Here is a 22,069-nt window from a genome sequence, read left to right on the forward strand (position 1 = left end):
TCGCGTCCATCACGCCCGCGCCACCTCGGGATAAGCTTCAATGGCGGCGATCGCATCACCGGCCAGTTTCGTACCCGCCGCCGCGAGTTTCCAGAACGTCTCGAAGCCGAAGCGGTGGACGTCGCGCAGGGTCTTCGACAGAACGACCAAACGCCCGGCCGTGAAAAGCACGCGCCCGAAGCCCTCATGGCTCATCTCCATCATCGGCGATGCCATCAGGCCGGAGCGCTCCTCGATCGCGAGCCCGACTGCGGTGTAAAACATGTCGAGCCTCCACAGGACGTCAGGATCGGGATCGCCGATGATCGGGATCGCACGGCGCTGTTCCTTTGAGATGATAAAGTCGCCCAGGAGCTCGGCGTCCGATTTGCCTTCCCACGACCCGTAGGAATCCTGAGCGCGGATGAGCCGCACGAGGCATTTGACGAACGGGGTGGCAAGGGCCGCCTCGTCATCGGCGACATCAGGGCTGACCACGGCGTCAAGCATTTCGCCTACTCCTCATTTGAGATCCTCGTCTTCGAAGCACGGTTTCTTTTCGGCAACGCCGGCCTGGCCCAGCACCTTGCGCAGCCATGGGGGAGGAACCTTCCTGAGCATCGTTTGCGTGCGCAACAGCACCTCTTGGATGGTTTGGGGCTGGGGCACTTTGATCGGATGGATTTTCGCCGAAATAACCTTGGCTGCCGAAGGGCCACCAATAGCCAGACAAAACAGGAGATGACAGCCCTTCAGCGCCTCCACCTTGGGAGTGATGCGATCATCGCCCTCGCTGCGATGCGTCCCGCTCTCGTCGGAAACCTCGTCGAAGGCCACGGCTTCCACAAGTTGCCATTCCTCGCGCGTCACGTCGTAGACGGCAAAGCGCTTGGCAGAACCGAAGTGAGCATTGAGGTTCTTCATGTCTTGCGTAGCGATCGCCACGCGCAAGGCGCCGGCTTGCCGCAGCGGCATCGATGCATGAACCTCGTCAGTGACGAGCGAGAGACGACGAACGGAGCTCATCTGGCATTTCTCGGTGGCGGAATGGATCAAGCGCCTCAGGCGTCGGCGCATGCCGATTGGCCTGGAAGATGTTGGCAGCCTCAAAGATCAGATCGCGGGTACCCTGATAGAGGACTGTGAGCTTGTGTTGGCTGCCGAGCCGGTCAAAGATCGGGAAGCCGACGCGCATGAGCGGGATGCCAAGGTGCTGCGCCGCCTGGCGGCCGTGGGAATGGGTGACGAGGAGATCAGCGCCAGCGCCAAGAGCTTCCAGATCGCCGATATCGCCGATCTGGACCGAGTCCGCCGGTACTTTTTCCAGAATTTTCGACATATTGGTCGTGGTGACCGCCGCCGCGATTTCGGAGCCCATGTCGACGAAGAAAGTCGCGAGCTGGTAGAGCTGGTCTGGTTCGGCAGCGATCGCAATTTTCTTACCTCCGAAATGGAAATGTCCGTCGAGCAGCGCGTCCTGCAACTGCGCCCGGCGCCGGCGGACCCCGGCCGGCACCGGCGCGCCCGAAATCGCTGATAGCAGCGAGACGAACCGGTCTGCGGCCTTCAATCCAGCCAGTGACTGGAAGATTGTGTAAGGCACGCCGGTCAACCTGTGCAGCAGCTCGGCCGGGCGGCGCATATGCTCACCGACGACAATGCATCGTTCGGCCGTGCCGAGCTCGCGGATGTCCTCGACGCTGGTACCGCCATAGGTGGTCGTGACCCAGCGGTCTGGCACTGTGCCGTCGAGCGAGCCGGAGACGTCCGGCACAATCACCGGCTCGAGCCCAAAGCTTTCGACCATGTCACGCAAATGCTCGATATCGGCCACAGTGAGATTCCACCCGGGCAGGATGGCGATCTTCTTCGATTGCCGCGCTTGCTCGCCGGGGCGCGTGATCCTTCCGATCATCGCAGTGACCGCCTTGGCCCAACCCTCTTCGATCGCCCCCTCGAAATCCGGCGTGTTGGCCAGCACGACCTCCGTACCCGCGAGTTCTTCCGCGTGCTTCTGCCTGATATTGGCGATATCCCCTGCGAAATCCTCGCCTCGGGTTTCCGTTAGCGCCGTCGTGCAGACCCCGATTAGCTTTGGCTTTGTACGACTCTTGAGATTGAGGATCGCCTCTTCCAGATGATCCGCCCCGCCAAGGATCGTCGCCACTTCGTCCATCGCGGTAGTCTGCAGGGGGATGGCTTCCTTGAAATGCCGCACGAAGAGCACGAGCGCGAAGCTGGTGCACCCCTGGCTGCCGTGGAACAATGGCATGGCCCCATCGATCCCAAGAAAGGCCAAGGCTGCACCCAGCGGCTGCGACGACTTCAGTGGATTGACCGCCGCGGCTTTTGTCTGGGGAAGGATGCGGACCATCGGCTTTCCTCAACACTCGCCGAAATCGTCGGCCGTCGTGCYGGCGAATTTCTTAAAACCTTGGACGATCGCGGTCTCACTCTTGGTGCCCGGCGGTTCGTCCCCTGCGGCAAGCTGGCACTCCCACGGTGGTGGCTCACGCACCTGGCGCCAGATCGGGTTGTGGATGGCGAGGTCGATCTGACGTACGAGTTCCACCATGCCGTCATAGCCGGCATAGGGCTGGTGACGCTCTTGGTTGATATCGAGCCAGGGTACCTTGGCCTTCAGTGCGATAAACTGCGTGCGCCCGCCCGACAACATGATGTCGGCCTTGCGTTGCGAGAGCATGGCATAAAGGTCCCGCGGTGCCATAGACTCGAACATGTGGTTCTCGTCCTTGAGTATCTTCTTGATGCGCTCCTTGTCTTCGGGCGTTGATTTCTTGACCGAGGTGCCGACGATCTCAATGCCGATCTCCATCAGTGCGTGGACGACCGACCAGGACTTCACACCACCAGTGTTGAGAAGCACGCGCTTGCCTTCGAGTCTCGGCCGGTAGGCGGCAAGCTTCTTCCAGGCAATTGCCTCCTCTTCAGCAATCAATGCCTCGGTGCGGCCGAGGATCTCGGGATCCGCCCCCTTCTTCACGAGCAGTCTGGAGATCTGCCGCAGCGCTTCAGAGGTGTCGGTGATGCCATAGAAGGAGCCTTCGAAAAACGGGATGTCCCAGCGCTGCTCCATCTTGCGGGCGAGATTGATGAGTGCGGTCGAGCACACCATCATGTTGGCCCGGGCGCAGTGCGCTGACGCAACTTCGAGGTAGCGAGCGTCGCCCGGAATTGCAGCGCGCACCCGGATGCCAAGCCGATCAAGGAGCGGCTTCACCAGCCAAAATTCGCCCGACAGGTTGAATTCGCCAAGGATATTGATGTCGTAAGGGCCGGCATCGTCAGGCTCCGCCGTGCCGATGACATGGTCGAGCAACGCCTCGCCGGCAAGCTTATTGCCGAGATTCTTGGACCCGACGAAGCCCGGCGCATTGATCGGCACCACCGGCAGGTCGAACTTTTCGGCCGCGCGTTTGCACACGGCCTCGATGTCGTCGCCGATCAGCGCCGTCACACAGGTCGAATAGACGAAGATTGCTGGCGGCGCGTAGGCTTCCTTGATCTCGCGGATCGCTTTGAAAAGCTTCCGCTCGCCCTGCCCCATCATCACGTCGAGTTCGGTGAGATCGGTCGTGAAGCTTGTACGCCATAGCGTTGGCCCGGACGAAGCCGTGCCGCGGTTGTCCCAGGAATTGCCCTCGCAGGCGAGCGGTGCATGGACCAGATGCGCGACATCGGTGATCGGCTGCAGCACGATTTTTGCGCCGTCGAAGGCACAGCCGCCGGCTGCCGCCCCGGGGGTCAGCGGCTTGGAGCAGCCCTGTTTGCGCGCCTTGGCATCCTTGCCGCGGTTGTTTTCGCAGGCAGGCTCGTTGAAGACATCTTGGATTTTGGCACTGAGCGAAGACATTGCGTCGGTCTCCAAGTCCATCGAGAAGACGGACCGGCCCTAAAAGCCGGCCGCCGCTCCTAGCGGGTGAGGTCATAAGAATAGTCCGTCACCCCCGTCTCGCTTGTCTCGCGATCGAGCTTGTCGAAGATCTTGTCGAGGATTGTCGTCAGTACGCGCAACCCGCCTTGATAGCCCATGAGCGCAAAGCGATGGTGATGGTGCCGGTCGAAGATCGGAAACATCAGCCGGATCAGCGGCGTGCCGGTGTCGCGCTCCAGATACTTGCCATAGGAATTGCCGATCAACAGGTCCACGGGCTCGGTGAAGAGCAGCGATCGCATCGCCCACAGGTCCTTGCCCGCCCAGACCTGAGCCTCCTTGCCGAAGGGCGAGGATGCAAGCAGCTCCTTCATCTCGTCTTCCCACGCCTTCGTGCCGTTGGTGGCGAGGCAGTGAGTCGGCTCGCCGCCTGTCTCCATGATGAAGCGGGCCATGGCGTGAACAAAGTCCGGGTCGCCGTAGAGTGCGTATTTCCTGCCGTGCAGCCAGGATTGGCTGTCCGCCATGGCGTCAACAAGTCGGCCACGCTCCAGTCGGATTGCCTCGGGGATTTCCTTGCCGGAGATCGCGGAGACCTCCACCAGGAATTCGTCGGTCGCCTGGACACCCAGCGGGTAATGGAACGAGGCTGTGGCCTGGCCGACCTCCTCGCAATATTCCAGCGTCTTTCGGGTGTTGTAATGCTGTAGCGAAAGTGTCGCCTCGGCGTTGAGTGCATTCTTCACGTCTTGGATTTTCGTGCCGCCGTCATACATGCGGTATTCACCGTCCGATGGTGTGTCGAACTGGTCGGAGGCATCTTGGATGAACGTGTAGGACACGCCCATCAGATCGAGCAGGCGTTTGAGTTCCCGGTTGTTGCCAACGCAAAAGCCGTCGAAGCCCGGAATGATGTTGATCGTTCCTAGGGCTTCCGTTCGCTCCTGGCCTTTCCAGAAGTGCTCCAAAATGCCCTTGACCGTAACATCATAGCCGTCGACGTGGCTGCCGACGAAGGCCGGCGTGTGCGCGAAGGGCACGTCGAAGTCGCGCGGGACCGAGCCTTCTTCCTTGGCGTTCTCGATGAAGCTGTGCAGGTCGTCGCCAATGACCTCGGCCATACAAGTCGTCGATACGGCGATCATTTTCGGGTCATAGAGTTTATACGTGTTGGCGAGCCCGTCGACCATGTTCTTCAAGCCGCCGAACACTGCCGCGTCCTCGGTCATTGAGGAAGAAACCGCCGAAGCAGGTTCCTTGAAATGGCGCGACAGGTGCGAGCGGTAGTAGGCCACGCAACCCTGACTACCGTGCACGAAGGGCATGGTTCGCTCGAAGCCCGTGGCCGCGAACACCGCGCCGAGCGGCTGGCAGGCCTTGGCGGGGTTGATGACAAGCGCTTCGCGAGCGAAGTTTTTTTCCCGGTATTCCCAGGTCTCGGTGAACTCGCGTTGATCGGTAACGACCTGATCCTGGTGCGGACATTCGAAATTCAGCTTCTTCTCGGCCAGCATCTGCCTGTATTCCGGCTCGCGGAAGAGGGGCGCATGGTCGAGAATTTTTTCGGCCGACTGCGGCATGGTGGTTACCTCTTTTTTCTATCTGACCGCGCCATACGGCGGGACAGGAACATCAAACGTTTCTGGTCTTCCGCGGATCACGGGGTCGCGGGTTTATCGTCTCCTTGGGGGAGACCGGGCTGAGGGCCTGGCATTTATTCGGCAGCCATCGCCCGTCCATGGCTCGGACGCCTTTTCCAAGGCGCCTCGAATAGGCCCCAGACCGGGTTGTTGATGGCAAGATCCACATCACGGGCGAAAACGGCAAAGCCGTCATAGCCATGATAGGGCCCCGAATAATCCCAGGAGTGCATCTGACGGAACGGTATGCCCATCTTTTGCACCGGGTATTTTTCCTTGATCCCCGAGCCTACGAGATTAGGTCGGACGCCCTCGATGAACTTCTCCAACTCATAACCGGTCACGTCGTCATAGATCAGCGTGCCGTTCTTCACGTAGTGGGCGGTGCGTTGATAATCGTCGTTGTGGCCGAACTCGTAACCTGTGCCGACGATCACCATGCCGAGGTCCTCGTAGGCTGTGATGACGTGGCGGGGGCGCAGGCCGCCGACATAGAGCATCACTGTATTGCCTTCGAGGCGCGGTCGGTATTTGGCGATTACCTCTTCGATCAAGGGGCGGTACTTGGCGATCACCTTTTCGGTCTTCTCCTCGATTTCCGGCCCAAAATGCTTGGCGATCTTGCGCAGCGAAGCTTCGATCTGGGAGGGACCGAAGAAATTGTACTCCATCCAAGCGATGCCGTACTTTTCCTCCATGTGCCGACAGATGTAGTTCATAGACCTGTAGCAATGGATGAGATTGAGCTTGGCCTTCGGCGCGCGCTCTATCTCGGCGAGCGTGGCGTCGCCCGACCAGTTGCCGACCACGCGCAGACCGATCTCCTCGAGCAGGATTCGCGAAGCCCAGGCGTCGCCGCCGATGTTGTAGTCGCCGACCACGTTGACGTCGTACGGGCCACCCTCGAACTCGACGTCCCTCTTCTCGAACACCCAGTCGCGGATCGCATCATTGGCGATGTGGTGGCCGAGCGATTGCGAGACGCCGCGGAAGCCCTCGCAGCGCACCGGCACGATCGTCTTTTCGATCTCCTTGGCCTTCTTGCGCGAAACCGCTTCGGTGTCGTCGCCTATGAGGCCGATCGGGCACTCGGACTGCACCGTGATGCCCTTGTTCAACGGAAAAAGTTCTTCAATCTCGTCGATGATCTGTTCCAGCTTTTTGTCGCCGCCGAAAACAATGTCTTTCTCCTGGAAATCGGAGGTGAACTGCATTGTCCCGAACGTGTCGATGCCGGTTGTGCCGACGTAGTAGTTGCGGCGCTGCGACCAGGAGTATTGCCCGCAGCCGACGGGGCCGTGCGAGATATGGACCATGTCCTTGACCGGGCCCCACACCACGCCTTTTGAGCCGGCATAGGCGCAGCCGCGAATGGTCATCACGCCGGGAATGGACTTGATATTCGATTTGACGTCACATTCGGAAAGGACCTCCCCTTCCTCGCCGGCCTCGTCCCCGCTCTTTGCGACATTGAGGTGCTTCTTGCGGCGCTTCGCCGTCTTGTCGGGATATTGCGACAACACCTCCTCGATAAGCTTCGCATGGAGAGCACCGTCATTTTCGTATTCCAGGCTCATGGGACCCCTTTCAAGGTTCGTGTGACGCCTCATCGGCGAGGCGCCGTTATTCCAAAGGCGCGCTTGGTCAAGGCCGCACCTCAAGTCGACAACGCTCGTTACAGTGCGGCCGCCTTCGGCGTTTCCTTGGCTTGGAGTTCGGCAAGCATCTGCTCGTCTGTCTTCATGATGCCGAAGTCGAGCAGCATGTCCTCGAGTTCCTCCATGGTGATCGGGGTCGGGATGGTGCCCTGGCGCGAATTGGCATGGATCTTCTCTGCCAGCGCACGGTATTCTCCGGCCTGCTTCGAGTCCGGCGCATACTGGATCACCGACATCTTCCTGAGCTCGGCGTGCTGGACGATATTGTCGCGTGGCACGAAATGGATGAGCTTGGAATTGAGCTTGGAAGCCAGTGCTTCGGCGAGATCGAGCTCGCGGTCGGTTTGGCGCTCGTTGCAGATCAGGCCGCCGAGCCGCACGCCGCCTGAATGGGCGTATTTCAAAATGCCCTTGGCGATGTTGTTGGCGGCATAGAGCGCCATCATTTCGCCGGACATGACGATGTAGATTTCCTGGGCCTTGTTCTCGCGGATCGGCATTGCAAAACCGCCGCACACCACGTCCCCGAGGACGTCGTAGGAAACATAGTCGACATCATCGTAGGCGCCGTTCTCCTCGAGGAAGTTGATTGAGGTGATGACGCCGCGGCCGGCGCAGCCTACACCCGGCTCGGGGCCGCCCGACTCCACGCACTTGATGCCTTTGTAGCCGATCTTGAGCACGTCCTCGAGTTCGAGATCTTCCACCGAACCTTCCTTTGCAGCAAGGTGCAGCACGGTATCCTGCGCCTTCGAGTTCAGGATCAGGCGGGTGGAGTCGGCCTTGGGATCGCAGCCGACGATGAGTATCCTCTGCCCAAGATCGACAAGGGCGGCGAGCGTATTTTGGGAGGTGGTGGACTTGCCGATGCCGCCCTTGCCGTAAAAGGCGATCTGACGCAGACCTGACATGTAGCTTTCCTTCCTTCGTTCCATTCATCACGGCTGCCCGCGATATGAATGCCGGTCGGCAGCTTTCGCCGCCTCGTAACGCAAGGCTCAAAACGCATGCCAATTTTATTGACCGATCGAAGAAAGTTTTTTGTTCTTCCTTTTCAGATATTTGACCTGAGCAAAATAAAGGAATGGCTAGCCGAGCCTATGTCGCGAATCTGACAAGACCAACGAAACATGTCGGAGAGCGTTAAATATGACAGCCATTACCTCACGCCGGGGACCGAAAGACACAAACGCTGTCGTCCACTCCTCGTGAGTGGCACGCCTCCCCGGCCAAATTGCGCCGCCAGAACTTTAATCCTGGATCACGCATCTGTCTTCCGGCACCAATCGAGAACGCCACGGCTGCTGTCGTCGATCTGACGGGAGTGAACCTCAGTCAAGGTGCGCCCAGGTATCGTCCATTGAACGCACCCTGATGGCGCCTTGGGCTTCAAAGGTGTGGGGCCACCTCAGGTCTTTCCGGACGCAGGAGTCGAGGATAAACGGTTTACGTTCTTGATACAAAGCAGCTTGAGTGATTTTGGGTCATTCGCGGATTATCGCGAACTATCGCTAACCCGCTCTAAGTCACTGATTTCAAAATAAGATGTCTTCATCATCTATCGTGACTATCGCGTACAAGACGACCGTTCTGACATTCTTTTTGACGGTATCCGTTTGCTTTCCGAGCGCCAATATCGCAATACCGTCAGCCCAATTCGGCCGATGACGGTCATTTTCGGAAGCTAACGCAGGACATGCGCCGGGAACTCACGCTATGTTCTTCCATCGCGCTACGACGCTGACGCGCCGATGTCTCGCGCCACGTTTACAGAACGTGGAAGGGCTGCTTGCCGACTTTCACTGCGGTGTAATAAAATGTCGGAACTTACCGGTAATTGCAGACAGTTTAATACATGACCGAATCCGTTGAAACCTCTCAGCGCGACCTTGCCGTCGGTCTGATTGAGTGCCATGGGATCATGCGCCTGTCGGACCTGAAACGCCGAGGGATCAATCCGGCTACACTGGCTCGTCTGGTTGACGAGGGCATCCTCCATCGCTCCTCACGAGGGCTCTACGAACGCGCGGATGCCGACGTCGACATTTCTCATTCCCTGGCCGAAGTCGCGACCCGTGTTCCGAAAGGTGCTGCCTCGTATCGGCGCTCCAGTTTCATGAGATTACGCTGCAGCTTCCGCGCAGCGTCTGGATCGCAATCGGCTCCAAGGACCGCAAGCCGACGATCGACTATCCGCCCACCCGGGTTGCTCGCTTCGGCGAAAAAGCGCTCACCCTTGGCGTCAAGACCTACACCATCGATTCGGTACCTGTCCGGATCTTCGATCCGGCCAAATCGATCGTGGACTGCTTCCGCTTTCGCAACGCCGTCGGAGAAAGGCTAAGCCCGACGACATGCCCGATATGCGCAGACGCTGCGCATCTGGAGTATCGTTCGTCCTTATCTTGAAAGCACAGTTGCTGATTAAGGATAGGCCGGCGAATCTTCCAGCATCGATTCTTGCTCGGCTCCGCAACATCGCGGAACAAACAGACGGACAATCAGCTCATCCTGAGGCGATACGCCATCAAGAGGCTGCTTTATCGGCTGAGCATCTCCCGCATCGCGATCAGTTTAGCCTGAAGGGCGCGATGCTCTTCACAGCGTGGCTCGACGATCCGTTTCGCCCTACGCAGAACCTTGATCTTCTCGGATTCGTCAATCCAGACGTAACAGCGATCCGTTTTCGAAACGATCTGCCGGATCGAGGCCGAAGAAGACGGACTGGCGTACGATGCGAACGGCCTAAGCGTCGAGGCGATCCGTGAAGGCCAGCAATATGGCGGCGTCAGGGTGCAGACGACAGCGTTTCTCGGGACGACCCGGATCCCGGTACAAGTTGACATAGGCTTTGGAGACGCTGTTACGCCGACGGCGCAGGAGCTGGAGTTTCCGTCGCTTCTGTCGGCTGAGGCTCCTCGACTGAGAGCCTATCCCAGGGAAACCGTGGTTGCCGAAAAACTCCAGGCAATCGTCGTACTTGGCCAGGCGAACAGTCGCATGAAGGATTTTTACGACCTGGCGCTGTCGCGGCTATTCGCGATGAAAGGTGGATCGCTGGTCCAGGCAATCCGAGCGACATTTGAACGGCGTGACACGCTACTGCCAACAGAGACTCCGCTTGGACTCAGTGCCGCTTTTGCCGAGGACAGCAAGAAGGCAAGGCAATGGACGGCGTTCGTCGGAAGGGAACCGCTTCTCTTGCAGCCATCGAATCTCCCGGCCGCGATCGTCGCCATTGGCGAGCTCGTTTTTCCGCCGCTCCAGGCTGCAGCCTTAGGCGACGGTTTCGAGCGTCATTGGCCAGCCGGCGGCCCTTGGACGTAAAGCTCTGACTTGCTTTGCTCCATGGGCGGATCACGGATGGTAGGTGCTGAGAGGCATTACCGCAATCGTGCGTCCGCCGTTAGTGATGGCCGTTACGTGAGCGACACGATCGATTCCGGCGGCCGGGCCCGAAACGATAGTGAAGTCGTCCTTCTCAAGCGCGCGTATGCGGACAGTGAGGTCGCGACCAGCTGTCTTGAGCGCTGCTTTCCGTTATCGCTCGCTTCGCGGGCGCCGACAATGGCTATGCGGCGAGTCTCCGTGAGTTCCCAGATGCCTTGGAAATACAACAGCTCGATTGGACGCTTGGCGTCTCGCAGCTTTTGCGGATAAGGAGGCACAGTCAACCGCGCTTTGTCACAACCGGTAGGCCGACGCGACTGGAAGAGCGTCACCTGTCGGCACGGGTCGGCTGCCGGGGCTCGATTTTCATCTGTCGGTGTCTTGTGGGATAACGTCATCGTCGCCCCGATTGCGGGCTCTTTTGTGGCAGGCCGATGCTTTTCCTGCATTGCGGGATGAAATTTGTGCGTTGCAATATCTGACGCCGAGGCTACCATGAGGGTGTCGGCAACTCTTTAGATGAGATGCCGATCTTGAATGCGGCACACCCCCTCTAGTGCCGTTTTCGAATCGGGCCCGTTGCCACCTCCTCCCGGCAGCGGGCCTTTTCTCTCCAAGACTGCCTGTTGGCCAAGCACGGTGCCGCCATGAATTCGAGCGCAGAATTTCGAGTTGAATTTCTGGCGATTGAGCAGCTATTGAACTCCAGCGTTTCGCTATACACCGAAATCCTGTCGTCGGAGATATCGCTCAACGCAAGATGAGGTCCGGCGGAAAATACGATGATTTTCAGCTCCTTGATGAGCGGCGGTAGCAACCGGCACCATCCCTTATCGGCACTATTCAGCCGCAGGCAACGCGTCTTCTTCGAAGGGCCAGTTACCTGAAGGCATGGCTATGGCGTGGTCATGCGATCGAGGCAGATGTCGGCAATAGGTCGCCAATCTTCAGCAACGGTGAGTTCTTTGCGAACATACTCTTCTTGGAGGTTGATTAACCTATAGTGCCAATAGCCGCCTTCAAATGCGACCAGAAAGTGGCGACATGGACCGGCCAATCGTCCAGGTTGGCCTTGGCAATACACTCCCGCAGCGCCGCTACGCTGATGCCCCGCTTGTAGGGCGCGTTGACCGTAGCCAATACAAGCCCGTCCACTGCTGAAAAACCTTCAGCAGCGCCAATGATATGGGTTTTCGTAATCGCGCGAACCATGCTGGGTATATAATTCTTTCGCCCGACAAAGGCGACCCACGGGCAATTTGGCATCGCGCCGTATAATAGAGTTCGCCGCGGCACAACGACCCGTTCCGCTCGTCAGCCCCAATGTTCCGCTCGTCAGCCCCAACGTAAGGAACCGATCGACTCCCGCGGAAATATCCAACCAAGGGGCCCGCCCCATGCTGAGAGGATAAGCATACGACTCTGATTTCGAGGGCCTCCCACGGCCGCCGCTTCGCCGTTTCGTACCGACGACTGCCCAGCCCAGGAGCCTGAACATGAACCCCAGGCCTCTAATTCTTCCTCGCACCGCCTGCCCCAGGATTCTGGAGCGTCCGGAGTGGTTGGAAGATAGCCATCGCGATCGGAGAACGAAACGCGTGGTTGTGAAATCCGAACGGGCAGCATTTCCTGATGTCCCCGGCATGCCGGGACACAGGACCTCGTCGGATTGACGAGGAGGAAGCCTACACGACGCTCTGCCATTTCCGCTGGCCAAAGACGAATGGCGAGCCCGTCTGCCGCGGCCTTCTCGGCTGCTACGCGCTCAGGGGCGCTTTCAAGTGCTCCGGCTGCCGCCGCGAGTTCCTACAGACGTGCCGAAAAGAGCGCAGAGTTCATTGACATGAACGAGCTTATTTCGGCCCTTTCCCATTCGGCTACGCGCGGACGAAGCTGCGCTTCGGGTTCAGCATGAGTATCGTCTCCGTTCCACCACTTCTTCGTTCTCGCGTCCCAGCCTGTCCTTGGTAGAGCTTCCGACATTTTCGTCCACCTTCTGACACAAGAAGGTTCGTCGAGACGTCACGTGGAAACGCCTTGTATGTTTCCCGAGCATTAGCTGCTTGAGATGTTACAAGTTCAGCCCGATGAGATCGCCGTCTTAGACGGAAGCCGTTCCTCCATGGCGGCCCCGAAAGCAGGTCTCTCTACTCAAGGTAAAAATCGCTTCCATCCCTGCTGCAAGTCAGATGGCACGGCATTTGCGACGGCTCATTAGAACCATCGAACCACCAACAAAGCGACGAGTGAATCATTGGTGACTCCAGACAAGCGCTTGAGGCGACGGTGACAATTGCGGATAAACATCGGGAGGTCGTCCTCTCCAGACGCCAGTGCTCGCTAGCTTTTCTGCGCAGGTGTTGTTGGAGGCCGACATCCAACAGCGCGGCATGCGCCCAAATGCTGCTTGCCGGTCCTCATCAGCATGTGAATGCCGAAGCACCGCATCGAAGGGTCACCCAACCGACGTCGGCGCGCCATGGGCAACCTACAATACGCAGAAGCACTTTCGTGAAGCGAGACTCTTGCGCGACCGCAACGTTGCGGCGCCAAACGCCTATTTCGACACTGACACTGTCGATTGCCACCACATTCTCTTCGGGGACAGCCAGGCGGTCATTGACATCCCTTCCAGCGCCACTTGCCGCAAAGGGGTTGCTTGATCCCACCCAAATCACTCATATTGGCCCGGCCATTCGGATGACGAAGAGGGTGGGCCAAGGCCTTCCCGTACCACCGGATGGAAGAGCGATTTGGAAGCCGCGAAGGCCTTCATCTCATGTCCGGCATGCCTGCCGAGTCGACGTTGCGTCGGCCAAACCGAGAAGCCATGCCAAGTTTCTTCTAAAAGGAGCTATTTGATGACCGTCACGAAGAAGGTCCCCTTCGTTACCTTTCGCACGCGTGTTCGCGATGATTCAATCGAGGGGCCAAATCCATACCGCTGGGAAAACAAGACATCCGACGACTATTTTGGTGGGAAGCGCGTCATCCTGTTCTCGCTTCCTGGCGCCTTCACTCCGACCTGCTCGACCTACCAACTGCCCAATTTCGAAAAGCTCTATGACGAGTTCAAGAAGGAAGGGATTGACGCAATCTACTGCATCTCCGTCAACGATGCCTTCGTCATGAATGCGTGGGGCAAGGCCTTGGGGCTGCAGAAGGTCGAGCTGATCCCGGACGGCTCAGGCGAGTTCACGCGCAAAATGGGTATGCTGGTTGCGAAGGACAATCTCGGCTTCGGAATGCGGTCCTGGCGCTACGCCGCCCTGATCAACGACGGTGCGGTGGAGCAATGGTTCGAGGAAGAAGGATTCTCCGACAACTGCGATAGCGATCCCTATGCCGTCTCATCCCCGCAGAACGTTCTTGAAACACTGCAGGCCGCCRCATGATCAAGTGAGCGTCTGGCAATCCCATTAACGCACGGCCAAGAGCCTCCTCGATCGGAGTTTCGCGCTCAACATGCTGTCCTCGGCAAGGCTGCTTCAACGCCAGAAGCAATCTATGGTGGCATCGCCTCAGCTCATTGAGTCGATTCGCCTGTTGCAACTTGCGCGCGCCGAACTGCATCAATTCGTGGAGCAGGAACTCGAGAAAAATCCGCTTTTGGAGCCAGCTTCAAACGACAGTGAGGCTCTTGGCGACGTGCCGATTTCGGCAGACCAGTCCACCAGCGCACGCGAAAAAGACATGGATAGGCCGACGAGCGCGGCGGCCGCAGAGCGACCGGGGGAATGGAAATCGCTACGCAATACGACGAACGCCCCTGCGGATAGTCGCCCTGCCCTGGACGAGTTCGCCGCCTGCACCGAAACATTGCACGACCACGTCGCTGGTCAGATCGCGCTCACTGCATTCACACCACAGGAGCGGCTGATTGCCGGCGAGCTCGCAGCCCATCTGGACGATACGGGCTATCTTCGGGTGGACCTTGTGGAACTGGCCGGCAAACTGAACGCCCGCGAGACGGATGTGGAACGGGTTCTCGCAACCTTGCAGCAGTTTGATCCACCGGGAATTTTTGCTCGCACTCTCAGCGAATGTCTCGAGATCCAGTTGCGTCAGCGAGACCGGTTCGACCCGGCAATGGCCGCCTTGGTTGCCAACCTTGAGATGGTTGCCAGACGCGATTTCCAGGCGTTGAAGCAGCACTGCTGCGTCGATGAAGAAGACCTTCTCGAGATGTTGCATGAAATCCGTGCGCTCGATCCTAAGCCTGGCAACCGATTCCAATCCGGAGCGCCGGAATCCATCATACCCGACGTCTGGGTCACGCCCTCGCCCGGAGGTGGATGGCAGATCGAACTAGATCCGGACGCATTGCCCAAGGTTTTGATCAACCAAACCTATTTCGCCGAAATCTCGCGACACGCCGTCCAGAATCCGAAAGATCAAGCGTTTCTGAACGAATGCCTGCAAAACGCGAATTGGTTAATCCGCAGCCTGGATCAGCGTGCCAAGACGATTCTTAAAGTTGCGACTGAAATCGTGCGCCAACAGGATGCCTTTTTCCAACATGGCGTGGCCCATCTGCGGCCTCTCAATCTCAGGACTGTCGCTGAGGCGATCAACGTGCATGAATCGACGGTGAGCCGGGTGACCTCGAACAAGTATATGCTTACCCCACGCGGGGTGTTCGAACTGAAGTATTTTTTCACCGTCGCGATTGCCTCCTGCCAAGGCGGTGACGCGCACTCTGCCGAAGCTGTCCGGCATCGGATCAAAGCGATAATTGCTCAAGAATCGCCCGGTGACGTGCTTTCCGACGACGACATCGCCGTCCGGCTGAAGGAAACCGGCATCAATGTAGCGCGCCGCACCGTCACAAAATATCGCGAGGCGATGAACATCCCCTCCTCCGTGGGACGGCGCCGAGAAAAGCGGCTATGGCTCATTGGCGATCAAGATTGAAGCAGGCGTCTGGCCTCTTCTCGGCGTCTATTCGCCGCCCTCTCGGATTATGCGGTCACGGCGCCGGCCGGGGTGTCGTCGCGACGCTCGGCGGCAAGGTTGGATAGGTTACGTTCGGCTGGTCCCCGGTGAGCGCCTGTAGGAAAGCGGTGATCTTGTCGACTTCCTCAGGGCTCAGCTGCGTACCAAGCTGGGTCGTCCCCATCACCGCCACGGCTTGCTCTAGATCCCATGCATGGCCGCTGTGAAAGTAGGGGGCGGTGAGTGCGACGTTCCTTAAGGTAGGGACCTTGAAGACATAGTCATCATCGACCTTCCGTGTCACCTCAACGCGTCCCTTGTCGTCAGGCGGCAGGAACTCCCAGCCGGGCTTTTCGACCACCCCAAAAGGAGCATACATGCTCCCACCGATGTTGATGCCGTTGTGGCAAGACGAGCATCCTTTGTCGGCGAAAAGCCTGAGCCCCTCCTTCTGTTCAGTGGTGAGTGCGTTTTCGTTACCCTCGAGATACTTGTCGAAGGGTGCGTTGGGCGTGATCAGCGTCGCCTCGAACACGGCGATGGCTCTCGCGATGTTGTCATATCTGAGGGGGTCGATTTCATCAGGGAAGGCTTTGCCGAACGCCTCAACGTACCCAGGAATGCCCTTGAGCTCTTCGACGGCGTGCCCGGGAGTGGTCCCCATCTCCGTCGGATTGGAGATCGGGCCGCCGGCCTGCTCCATCAGATCCGCTGCCCGTCCGTCCCAAAACTGAGCGATGTTGAACACCGCGTTGAATACAGTTGGCGCATTGCGGCCGCCGCGCTGCCAGTTATGGCCAATAGAGGTGGAGCGGCCATCGCCGCCAGCACGGCCGATTTGATGACAGGTGTTGCAGCTGATGTTGTGAGCTTGCGAGAGCCGCGGTTCGAAATAGAGCATCTTGCCCAACTCGAGCTTCTCTAAGGTCGCCGGATTGCCGTCCAGGTCTGCAGCACGCTTGGGAATAGGGCTAAACAGCGATCTCGCAACGTCCAGCAGGTTGTCCTGCCCCATGGCTGTGGAGGCAAGCAGGCAGCCTGTGAGTGCAGTAAATGAAAAGGCCGATCCCACCGCCAAGCGGAAGAAGGAGACAATAAATGTCTTCACGAAGCCCATCGACGTAAGTGTCCACTATTGCTTTGATGAAACTTTCTAGGAATTCAAACGAACTACCGCAGCGCCCGGACCGCGTCTTCGCAACTATTGGAAGTCATTCCTGAATTACATGAATGCCCAAGACGTCGAGCGATTTAGCAAGCGCGGCCTGGCTCTAACGAGACTGCTATCATCCCAGCCGTTCACAACACGCGCGGAGTGGATATCACCCTCTTCCGGGCGGAAGTAAGCATCGAAGTCCCTAAAGTCTTGACAGGCGTGCGCCGGAAGATGGGTTGCGAGCAAGCGGCTGATCTCGTGACGATCGAAAAGGCCGAGGTCTTGCCGGAGACAGTCTGTGTGCATGGCGCGGTGCGCAATGGTTTTGGCGAACGAAGTGCTGAGGGGTGGCCCGGCCGGGGCTGACCAAAGATTGAGTCTCTTTCCGGTCGTATCATCCTTTTCCTCCATTTGGGTTTTGCGAGCGGTCGCGTTTCTTGCCTGCGGTGATCACATCGAATGGAAGACAACAAGGATCATGCCATTTCAGGCCAACCGAGATTTTTCTCAAATTTGCAGCGGTTACGCTCGAAGAGCCTGTCTCGGTCGAGCTACAGTTGTCGCCAATCTGACAGAATCGACAGCGGAAAAGTCGGGAGTTTGTGCGGCCACCGGCGCTCCTGATCACGGCGGGCGCGGGTGTCTATTCATCAGCCACGTCGAACGCCAAGTCTGCTGGCTGGGGCTGCGGAGTTGTCGATTGCAGCGGAGGACGGGAGCGCTGCCGCAATACCGCCTCGGCTTCGTCTTCAAAGCCCTCCCGGGCAATTTTATCTGGACTTCGGCTGCGAAATCGAAGCGGTCTTCGAGACCGCGCAGACCTTCCAAGAAACCCCTGCGATAGAGTTCGCGCTCAGTCGAGCCTAGCGATCTGGTCGCGCAGCTCAAGCAGCCAGGCAGCCGCTGTGACGCGATCGGCCGCGATTGCACAGGACCAGCCGGCGATCACTTTAGCCGTAGCAGGACTTGCTACGAAAGGATTGCCGGCGTCCTTGTCGCCTCCGAGTTAGCTTCGGCTGTGCGCAGAGCTATGTCGGATTTGAAGGCCTTACAGGTTTGGCCGGTCAATTCCACCCTATGGCGCATCGACCTTTGCACCCACTACTTGGATTTGCGTGCCGCCCTCGCCGACTTCCTTTCGGAATTGCTGGCAGCCTTGTGGCCGAGACCGCTCGACTTCGCCAGCGCCGACCGTTGTGCCGCATAGTTCGGCGCCACCATGGGGTAGTCGGGCTTCAATCCCCATTTCTCGCGATATTCGTTGGGCGTCAGGCCGTAGTGGACGTTGAGATGCCGCTTAAGCGATTTGAATTTCTTGCCGTCCTCCAGGCAGATGATGTAGTCGGGAAACACCGACCGCTTCGGATTAACCGCAGGCGCTTGGGCTGGCTTCTCTGGCTCGACCGCTTGCCCAAGATTCGACAATGACGAATTCACGCTTGCGATAAGCTCTGGCAGTGACGCGGGGGGAACTGCGTTTTTGCTAACATAGGCAGATACAATATCTGCCGTAAGTTCAATCAACAGGCCTTGGCTATTTGCGGTGCCCTCGGGCATTCAATTACTCCTATTGCGTGACAACACGGGAACTCTTTTACCGGCTTTGTCGAGGAAGGCCAGCATGATTTGCTTATATCGGCGTTAGTCGACCATTCTCGCTATCGCAGCAGAAGAGTCATAGGATGCTTAAATGATCCGATAAACCTGCATTGTGCAGCAGCCGACCAGTTTGGCAATTCCTGCTGGGCCGAGGCCGTCGGCAAGCAGTGCCATGATAATCTCTGTCAAGCCGCTGTTTGCCACCTTATAGGTGCTGTTACGTTGTTCGATTCCGTTGCGCCCGCGTTCCATGATGAACCGCAGCCTCAATTTGAACGACCATGCCAAGGATGGTGAGCACGATGTGAACCATATCGGCCCTCGTTAAAAGAGAGGATCGAGCACCGCGACAAACGCGCCTTTCTGATATGCTTATGCGCAGTGAATGGCTCACCGCCGTGCGTTCAACAAAAAGGGCTGGGCCGTCTCAAGCAGCTACACGAATGCTTTGGACCTCCAGACCTTTCTTGCCCTGCGCGCACTCGACAAAAACCTTTTGTCCGTCCACGAGATCGCTGACGCCACAGCGGGCCAATGTTGAGGCGTGGACGAATACGTCCTTTCCGCCAGCTTCAGGGGCAATGAAGCCAAAGCCTTTCTCGGCGTTATACCATTTGACGGTGCCGGCGCTTTCCGACGCGGATGTCGAAGTGTTGGCCGTCTCCTGTGCGATCTCCAGGACTTGCGCGACCTGATGGCCTTTTCGCGTCTCTTCCAAGGTGACCTTAAGCCGCGCTCCCTCTGGGACACTGCTTCTTCCAACCGCTTCCAATGCCCGAATATGGAGGTAGGCGTCCCTTCCGTCCGAGATTCTGACGAAGCCAAAACCTTTGCTTGCATTGAACCACTTGACCTCTGCGTCTACCGGCTTGGTCGTCGCAGGTGACATTTGATGAAAGAAGCTTGGGACGGCTTCCTCTTCTGGAAAAGGAAACGGGCCGTCGTCATCTCGACGCCGACGGGGCTTGCGGTAATCCTTATATCTGCTCATGTCATCTCAGGGGAAACAAATGGTGCTGGCCACCAAAAAGGTTGGCAAGATGGGCGGTCTTTGAGTCTTCGGTACGTGTCAGCTCTTCAAAAGGGCCATCCATCTTTGATTAGCGACAAGCCAGAATTGTCAGCCGGGCAGCAGGGCGCGGTCCTCTCATCCAGGCTCTGCAGAACGCTCTCACTTGCTTTAGGCCTGGCTTTCTAACCACTGGATATCCTTCTTTGCAATATCGTCGCGAATGCGTCGCCACGTCGCTTCTATTCCGGGACCGATCCGCCGTGGTTGAGACGCGTTCCGCTCGGTTATTGGGAGTGCCGCTCTTCGCCCGACCGCATCATTGCTACAGTCCTCCGTCACCCGGTCAACCCCTGTTGGAGGTCTGATCTCGCCCTGATCGAGCGTAGGCATTTTTCGGGATGTCCGCGCCCCCCTAGCTCGTCTATGGACTTCGGGTGAGAAAACATAGGTCTCGTGAGGAGGGCCAACCGGCCGCGGAGCATGTGTTTTCAACATTAACGTATGCTCACGAAATGATGGTATTGCCGGCGCGCAGGCCGAAAGCTCGGATCTCGAGCAACAGGTCCGCGTCGAAGCCGACCTCGATGCTGTCGTGAACCTCGAAATCTCCTTCGCCCTCGAACAGTGTTACGCATCGATCTGGGTCGCACTGTCGAGATGTCCAAAGCAGGCCGTCAACGTCCGCTCTGGCGCCGTGAATCGCTTGAGCCCAAAGAACAGTCTGACCGTAGGTTGATTTCGGCGTTTCGATGAGATCGCCGCGGCTTATGCCCCACGCCTTGAGATCCGGCGCGAACAGGCCGGCAACGAGCAGATCGCGCTTCGGTGCTATGCGGCTTACTCTGCGCGATTCGATGACGTCGAGGCGGGCTTTCTTGAAGACGGCGTGGTCTTGATGTCGTGAAAAATCGACTCGAAAGCCGCTGCCTCCCGCGATGTCGCCGCGTAGAGCGTCGGGACGCATGTGCCTGCGGAATCTTGAAAAGGAGCAAACCGCGTCGGCTGGCCAATGCATGGGTTGAACTGTGCCGGCCGGAAACTGGAGCCGTGCGTCCGATGTAGGACGCTACCTTTCGTGACCTTTTGGGTGTTGATGCTCGGAAAGGGAAAGGGCGGCGGGCGCACGCTTGACACGCTCACCCAACCACCTCTTCGCCCTCTCGTTCAGCGGCTGCGATGATGGACTGCGGATCGTCGAGCATATCGGCGGGTGCCTTGTCGGCCAGCCAGCCGTTCGTCGACATGAACCAGAAGGCACGTTGCCACGCAGACAACCGGGGAGGAAGTGCCCCGAGCGCCTTCTTGATCGTGGGGTGCGGCCGCCCCTCGCGGAACTGGAAAGCCGGGAAATACTCCTTGCCGCGGTGCTGGACCGAGAAGATGTTGCCGGCCTTTTTCCAGCGCGCTGCGGTCGCATAGGGGTTCTTGGTCTTCAGGCCCGCCTGTGCTCCGATCTCGGCGCTCGTGAGCTGGGGGACCTCCGAGACGAATCGATCACGCAGCTCGAGGTTGTCCAAGGCCAGTGCTCCACGCGCGTCGGCGAGTTCATCGGGCAGGAGGACCTCCGCGAGCTTGCCGATCGTCGACTCGAGGCGTGTTTCGTCAAGCGTGGCACTCACGCGGACAACTATTTCAAGGAAGGAGCGCACCGCGCTTCGGCGTCCTTCGTCTAAGTCGGGCTTAAGTTGAAGCACGACGGAATGCCGATGTCAGCGGCCGCGGCAGCGAGATCCACGAATCCTGTCGAGGTCGCAGTTGCTGGCGCCGCCACGGCCGGCGCTGTCTCTTGAAGCGCGCGACGGATCGCCCCGACAAGAAGCTCGCGATCGTCGGAGACGGAGCGGCTGGGGCGCTCCTGCGCCCTAGCGCCGCCCGACGTGCGCCGTCCGGCGATCGGCGCAGGCGGCCGGTCAAACATGAGGAAAGATGAGAAGAGAGCGTCGGACATAACATCACGTGAGATTGAGGGGCCGAATCTAGCCAGTGACGGTAATAACTCGCGCGGCTGACGCCAGCGAGCCAGCACATTCGATCGATGTTGAATTCGCCTTGCGACAGGCCGGCCGTCATCTTTTCGATGACTTTGAAGATCCCGTCTCGCCAGGAGCGCTGCTCCGGCGCTGATCTTCCTCGAAGTGCCGCAAGGCTTCGCGAAAAAAAATCGAGATCGAGCTGCTGTTGCCCGACTTTCTGCTCTAATTCCCTGATCCGGCGCCCGGCCGTGGTCGGAGCCTTTTCCTGAGACGCCGGCGGATCGACTGCGCTCTGCAATGGCAAGTCCCCGTCAACTCCTCCCGCCACTCTCGCCGGCCGGCCGCGCCGACGTGACTTCAGGTTACCACGAAGCCTGAGGCGCCCGTTGATGGGGAAGACGGCCCCGCTTCTGAGAAGGGACCGTATACTGGTCCTACACTGCAAAAGGAGCATTCCGATGAACCCAGCCACCGTAGGCCTCGACCTAGCCAAGAATGTTTTTCACGTCCATGTCGCCGATGCATCTGGCAAGACGATTGACAGCAAAAGGCTCACTCGTCGTGATCTCCTGCCCTATTTCAAAGCGTTGCCGCTTTGCCTGATCGGTATTGAGGCCTGCGCAACTGCCCATAACTGGGCCCGTCAGTTGCAAGGGCTCGGGCATGACGTGCGCCTGATTCCTCCAAGCTACGTCAAACCTTTCGTGCGTCGCGGCGCGAAGAATGACGCCACTGACGCGGCGGCAATTTGTGAAGCAGTGACCCGACCCAACATGCGCTTTGTTCCGATCAAATCGCGTGAAGATCAGGCGTTCCTGATGCTGCACAGGGC

Annotated in this window: 21 protein-coding genes and 1 pseudogene; 5 read left to right on the top strand and 17 right to left on the bottom strand. The window is 58.6% G+C overall.

Translation table 11 applies throughout. The annotated features are described in order from the left end of the window. Window positions 1–9 precede the first annotated feature (9 nt). From LCM4577_RS17995 to nifH, 7 genes are all read right to left on the bottom strand, one after another. Complete coding sequence (locus LCM4577_RS17995; protein ID WP_041010484.1) at window positions 10–489, bottom strand: NifX-associated nitrogen fixation protein; 480 nt, start codon at window positions 487–489, stop codon at window positions 10–12. A gap of 12 nt (window positions 490–501) precedes the next feature. Beyond that, window positions 502–1,005, bottom strand: coding sequence for a nitrogen fixation protein NifX (gene nifX, locus LCM4577_RS18000; RefSeq protein ID WP_040971458.1), 504 nt, complete (start codon window positions 1,003–1,005; stop codon window positions 502–504). Beyond that, on the bottom strand, window positions 971–2,353 hold the full coding sequence (gene nifN, locus LCM4577_RS18005; protein WP_071072641.1) for a nitrogenase iron-molybdenum cofactor biosynthesis protein NifN: 1,383 nt from the start codon (window positions 2,351–2,353) through the stop codon (window positions 971–973). Before nifN ends, nifX begins: the two co-directional genes overlap by 35 nt. A 9-nt stretch (window positions 2,354–2,362) precedes the next feature. Further along, window positions 2,363–3,853 (bottom strand): nitrogenase iron-molybdenum cofactor biosynthesis protein NifE, encoded by a 1,491-nt coding sequence (gene nifE, locus LCM4577_RS18010; RefSeq protein WP_071072643.1) that lies wholly within the window; start codon window positions 3,851–3,853, stop codon window positions 2,363–2,365. A gap of 59 nt (window positions 3,854–3,912) precedes the next feature. Then, a complete protein-coding gene (gene nifK / locus LCM4577_RS18015) occupies window positions 3,913–5,454 on the bottom strand; it encodes a nitrogenase molybdenum-iron protein subunit beta (RefSeq protein WP_040971456.1) in 1,542 nt (513 codons plus the stop codon). Between the two features lie 134 nt (window positions 5,455–5,588). Beyond that, window positions 5,589–7,091, bottom strand: a complete 1,503-nt coding sequence (gene nifD, locus LCM4577_RS18020; RefSeq protein ID WP_040971455.1) for a nitrogenase molybdenum-iron protein alpha chain — start codon at window positions 7,089–7,091, stop codon at window positions 5,589–5,591. Between the two features lie 98 nt (window positions 7,092–7,189). Next, on the bottom strand, window positions 7,190–8,083 hold the full coding sequence (gene nifH, locus LCM4577_RS18025; protein ID WP_040971496.1) for a nitrogenase iron protein: 894 nt from the start codon (window positions 8,081–8,083) through the stop codon (window positions 7,190–7,192). A gap of 1,010 nt (window positions 8,084–9,093) precedes the next feature. On the opposite strand from nifH, the gene LCM4577_RS18030 reads away from it, so the two are divergent. Together LCM4577_RS18030 and LCM4577_RS18035 are read left to right on the top strand one after the other, a co-directional pair. Next, window positions 9,094–9,516 (top strand): type IV toxin-antitoxin system AbiEi family antitoxin domain-containing protein, encoded by a 423-nt coding sequence (locus LCM4577_RS18030; protein WP_244508364.1) that lies wholly within the window; start codon window positions 9,094–9,096, stop codon window positions 9,514–9,516. 449 nt (window positions 9,517–9,965) lie between these two features. Beyond that, complete coding sequence (locus tag LCM4577_RS18035) at window positions 9,966–10,499, top strand: nucleotidyl transferase AbiEii/AbiGii toxin family protein (protein WP_157900471.1); 534 nt, start codon at window positions 9,966–9,968, stop codon at window positions 10,497–10,499. A 30-nt stretch (window positions 10,500–10,529) separates the two neighbouring features. Here LCM4577_RS18035 and LCM4577_RS18040 read toward each other — a convergent pair whose 3' ends face one another. From LCM4577_RS18040 to LCM4577_RS18050, 3 genes are all read right to left on the bottom strand, one after another. Beyond that, entirely contained in the window at window positions 10,530–10,637 is a 108-nt protein-coding gene (locus LCM4577_RS18040) for a DNA-processing protein DprA (protein WP_082047293.1), read from the bottom strand. Continuing rightward, window positions 10,592–11,059 carry a DNA-processing protein DprA gene (locus tag LCM4577_RS18045; protein WP_338012037.1) on the bottom strand — a complete coding sequence of 156 codons (468 nt, stop codon included), beginning with the start codon at window positions 11,057–11,059 and terminating at the stop codon, window positions 10,592–10,594. The genes LCM4577_RS18040 and LCM4577_RS18045 overlap by 46 nt, the downstream gene beginning before the upstream one ends. 496 nt (window positions 11,060–11,555) lie before the next feature. Next, window positions 11,556–11,774 carry a hypothetical protein gene (locus tag LCM4577_RS18050; RefSeq protein WP_071072644.1) on the bottom strand — a complete coding sequence of 73 codons (219 nt, stop codon included), beginning with the start codon at window positions 11,772–11,774 and terminating at the stop codon, window positions 11,556–11,558. Between the two features lie 1,649 nt (window positions 11,775–13,423). On the opposite strand from LCM4577_RS18050, the gene LCM4577_RS18055 reads away from it, so the two are divergent. Both LCM4577_RS18055 and rpoN read left to right on the top strand, forming a co-directional pair. Then, a complete protein-coding gene (locus LCM4577_RS18055) occupies window positions 13,424–13,957 on the top strand; it encodes a peroxiredoxin (RefSeq protein WP_071072645.1) in 534 nt (177 codons plus the stop codon). A 70-nt stretch (window positions 13,958–14,027) separates the two neighbouring features. Then, window positions 14,028–15,476 carry an RNA polymerase factor sigma-54 gene (gene rpoN / locus LCM4577_RS18060; RefSeq protein ID WP_071072647.1) on the top strand — a complete coding sequence of 483 codons (1,449 nt, stop codon included), beginning with the start codon at window positions 14,028–14,030 and terminating at the stop codon, window positions 15,474–15,476. 55 nt (window positions 15,477–15,531) lie between these two features. On the opposite strand, the gene LCM4577_RS18065 is transcribed toward rpoN, so the two are convergent. From LCM4577_RS18065 to LCM4577_RS18095, 7 genes and pseudogenes are all read right to left on the bottom strand, one after another. Beyond that, window positions 15,532–16,614: a cytochrome-c peroxidase gene (locus LCM4577_RS18065; RefSeq protein ID WP_083354764.1), complete on the bottom strand. Its 1,083-nt coding sequence runs from the start codon at window positions 16,612–16,614 to the stop codon at window positions 15,532–15,534. A 105-nt stretch (window positions 16,615–16,719) separates the two neighbouring features. Further along, window positions 16,720–17,067: pseudogene (locus LCM4577_RS18070) on the bottom strand (nitrogen fixation protein NifQ); the annotation flags it as partial. A 687-nt stretch (window positions 17,068–17,754) separates the two neighbouring features. Next, the gene (locus LCM4577_RS18075) at window positions 17,755–18,210 is read right to left on the bottom strand and encodes a MucR family transcriptional regulator (RefSeq protein WP_071072651.1); all 456 of its coding nucleotides are present in this window, start codon (window positions 18,208–18,210) and stop codon (window positions 17,755–17,757) included. A 129-nt stretch (window positions 18,211–18,339) separates the two neighbouring features. After that, on the bottom strand, window positions 18,340–18,504 hold the full coding sequence (locus LCM4577_RS18080; protein ID WP_131614330.1) for a helix-turn-helix domain-containing protein: 165 nt from the start codon (window positions 18,502–18,504) through the stop codon (window positions 18,340–18,342). A gap of 175 nt (window positions 18,505–18,679) precedes the next feature. Continuing rightward, on the bottom strand, window positions 18,680–19,243 hold the full coding sequence (locus LCM4577_RS18085) for a cold-shock protein (RefSeq protein ID WP_082044344.1): 564 nt from the start codon (window positions 19,241–19,243) through the stop codon (window positions 18,680–18,682). Window positions 19,244–19,769: 526 nt separating this feature from the next. Next, window positions 19,770–20,228, bottom strand: a complete 459-nt coding sequence (locus LCM4577_RS18090; RefSeq protein WP_244508363.1) for an RES domain-containing protein — start codon at window positions 20,226–20,228, stop codon at window positions 19,770–19,772. A gap of 172 nt (window positions 20,229–20,400) precedes the next feature. Continuing rightward, window positions 20,401–20,883: a hypothetical protein gene (locus tag LCM4577_RS18095; protein WP_108703021.1), complete on the bottom strand. Its 483-nt coding sequence runs from the start codon at window positions 20,881–20,883 to the stop codon at window positions 20,401–20,403. An 812-nt stretch (window positions 20,884–21,695) separates the two neighbouring features. On the opposite strand from LCM4577_RS18095, the gene LCM4577_RS18100 reads away from it, so the two are divergent. Continuing rightward, the coding region (locus LCM4577_RS18100; protein ID WP_198541055.1) for a transposase at window positions 21,696–22,069 on the top strand (374 nt) is incomplete at its 3' end.

It is taken from the genome of Mesorhizobium sp. LCM 4577, from assembly GCF_001854795.2.
Taxonomy (GTDB): Bacteria; Pseudomonadota; Alphaproteobacteria; order Rhizobiales; family Rhizobiaceae; genus Mesorhizobium; species Mesorhizobium plurifarium.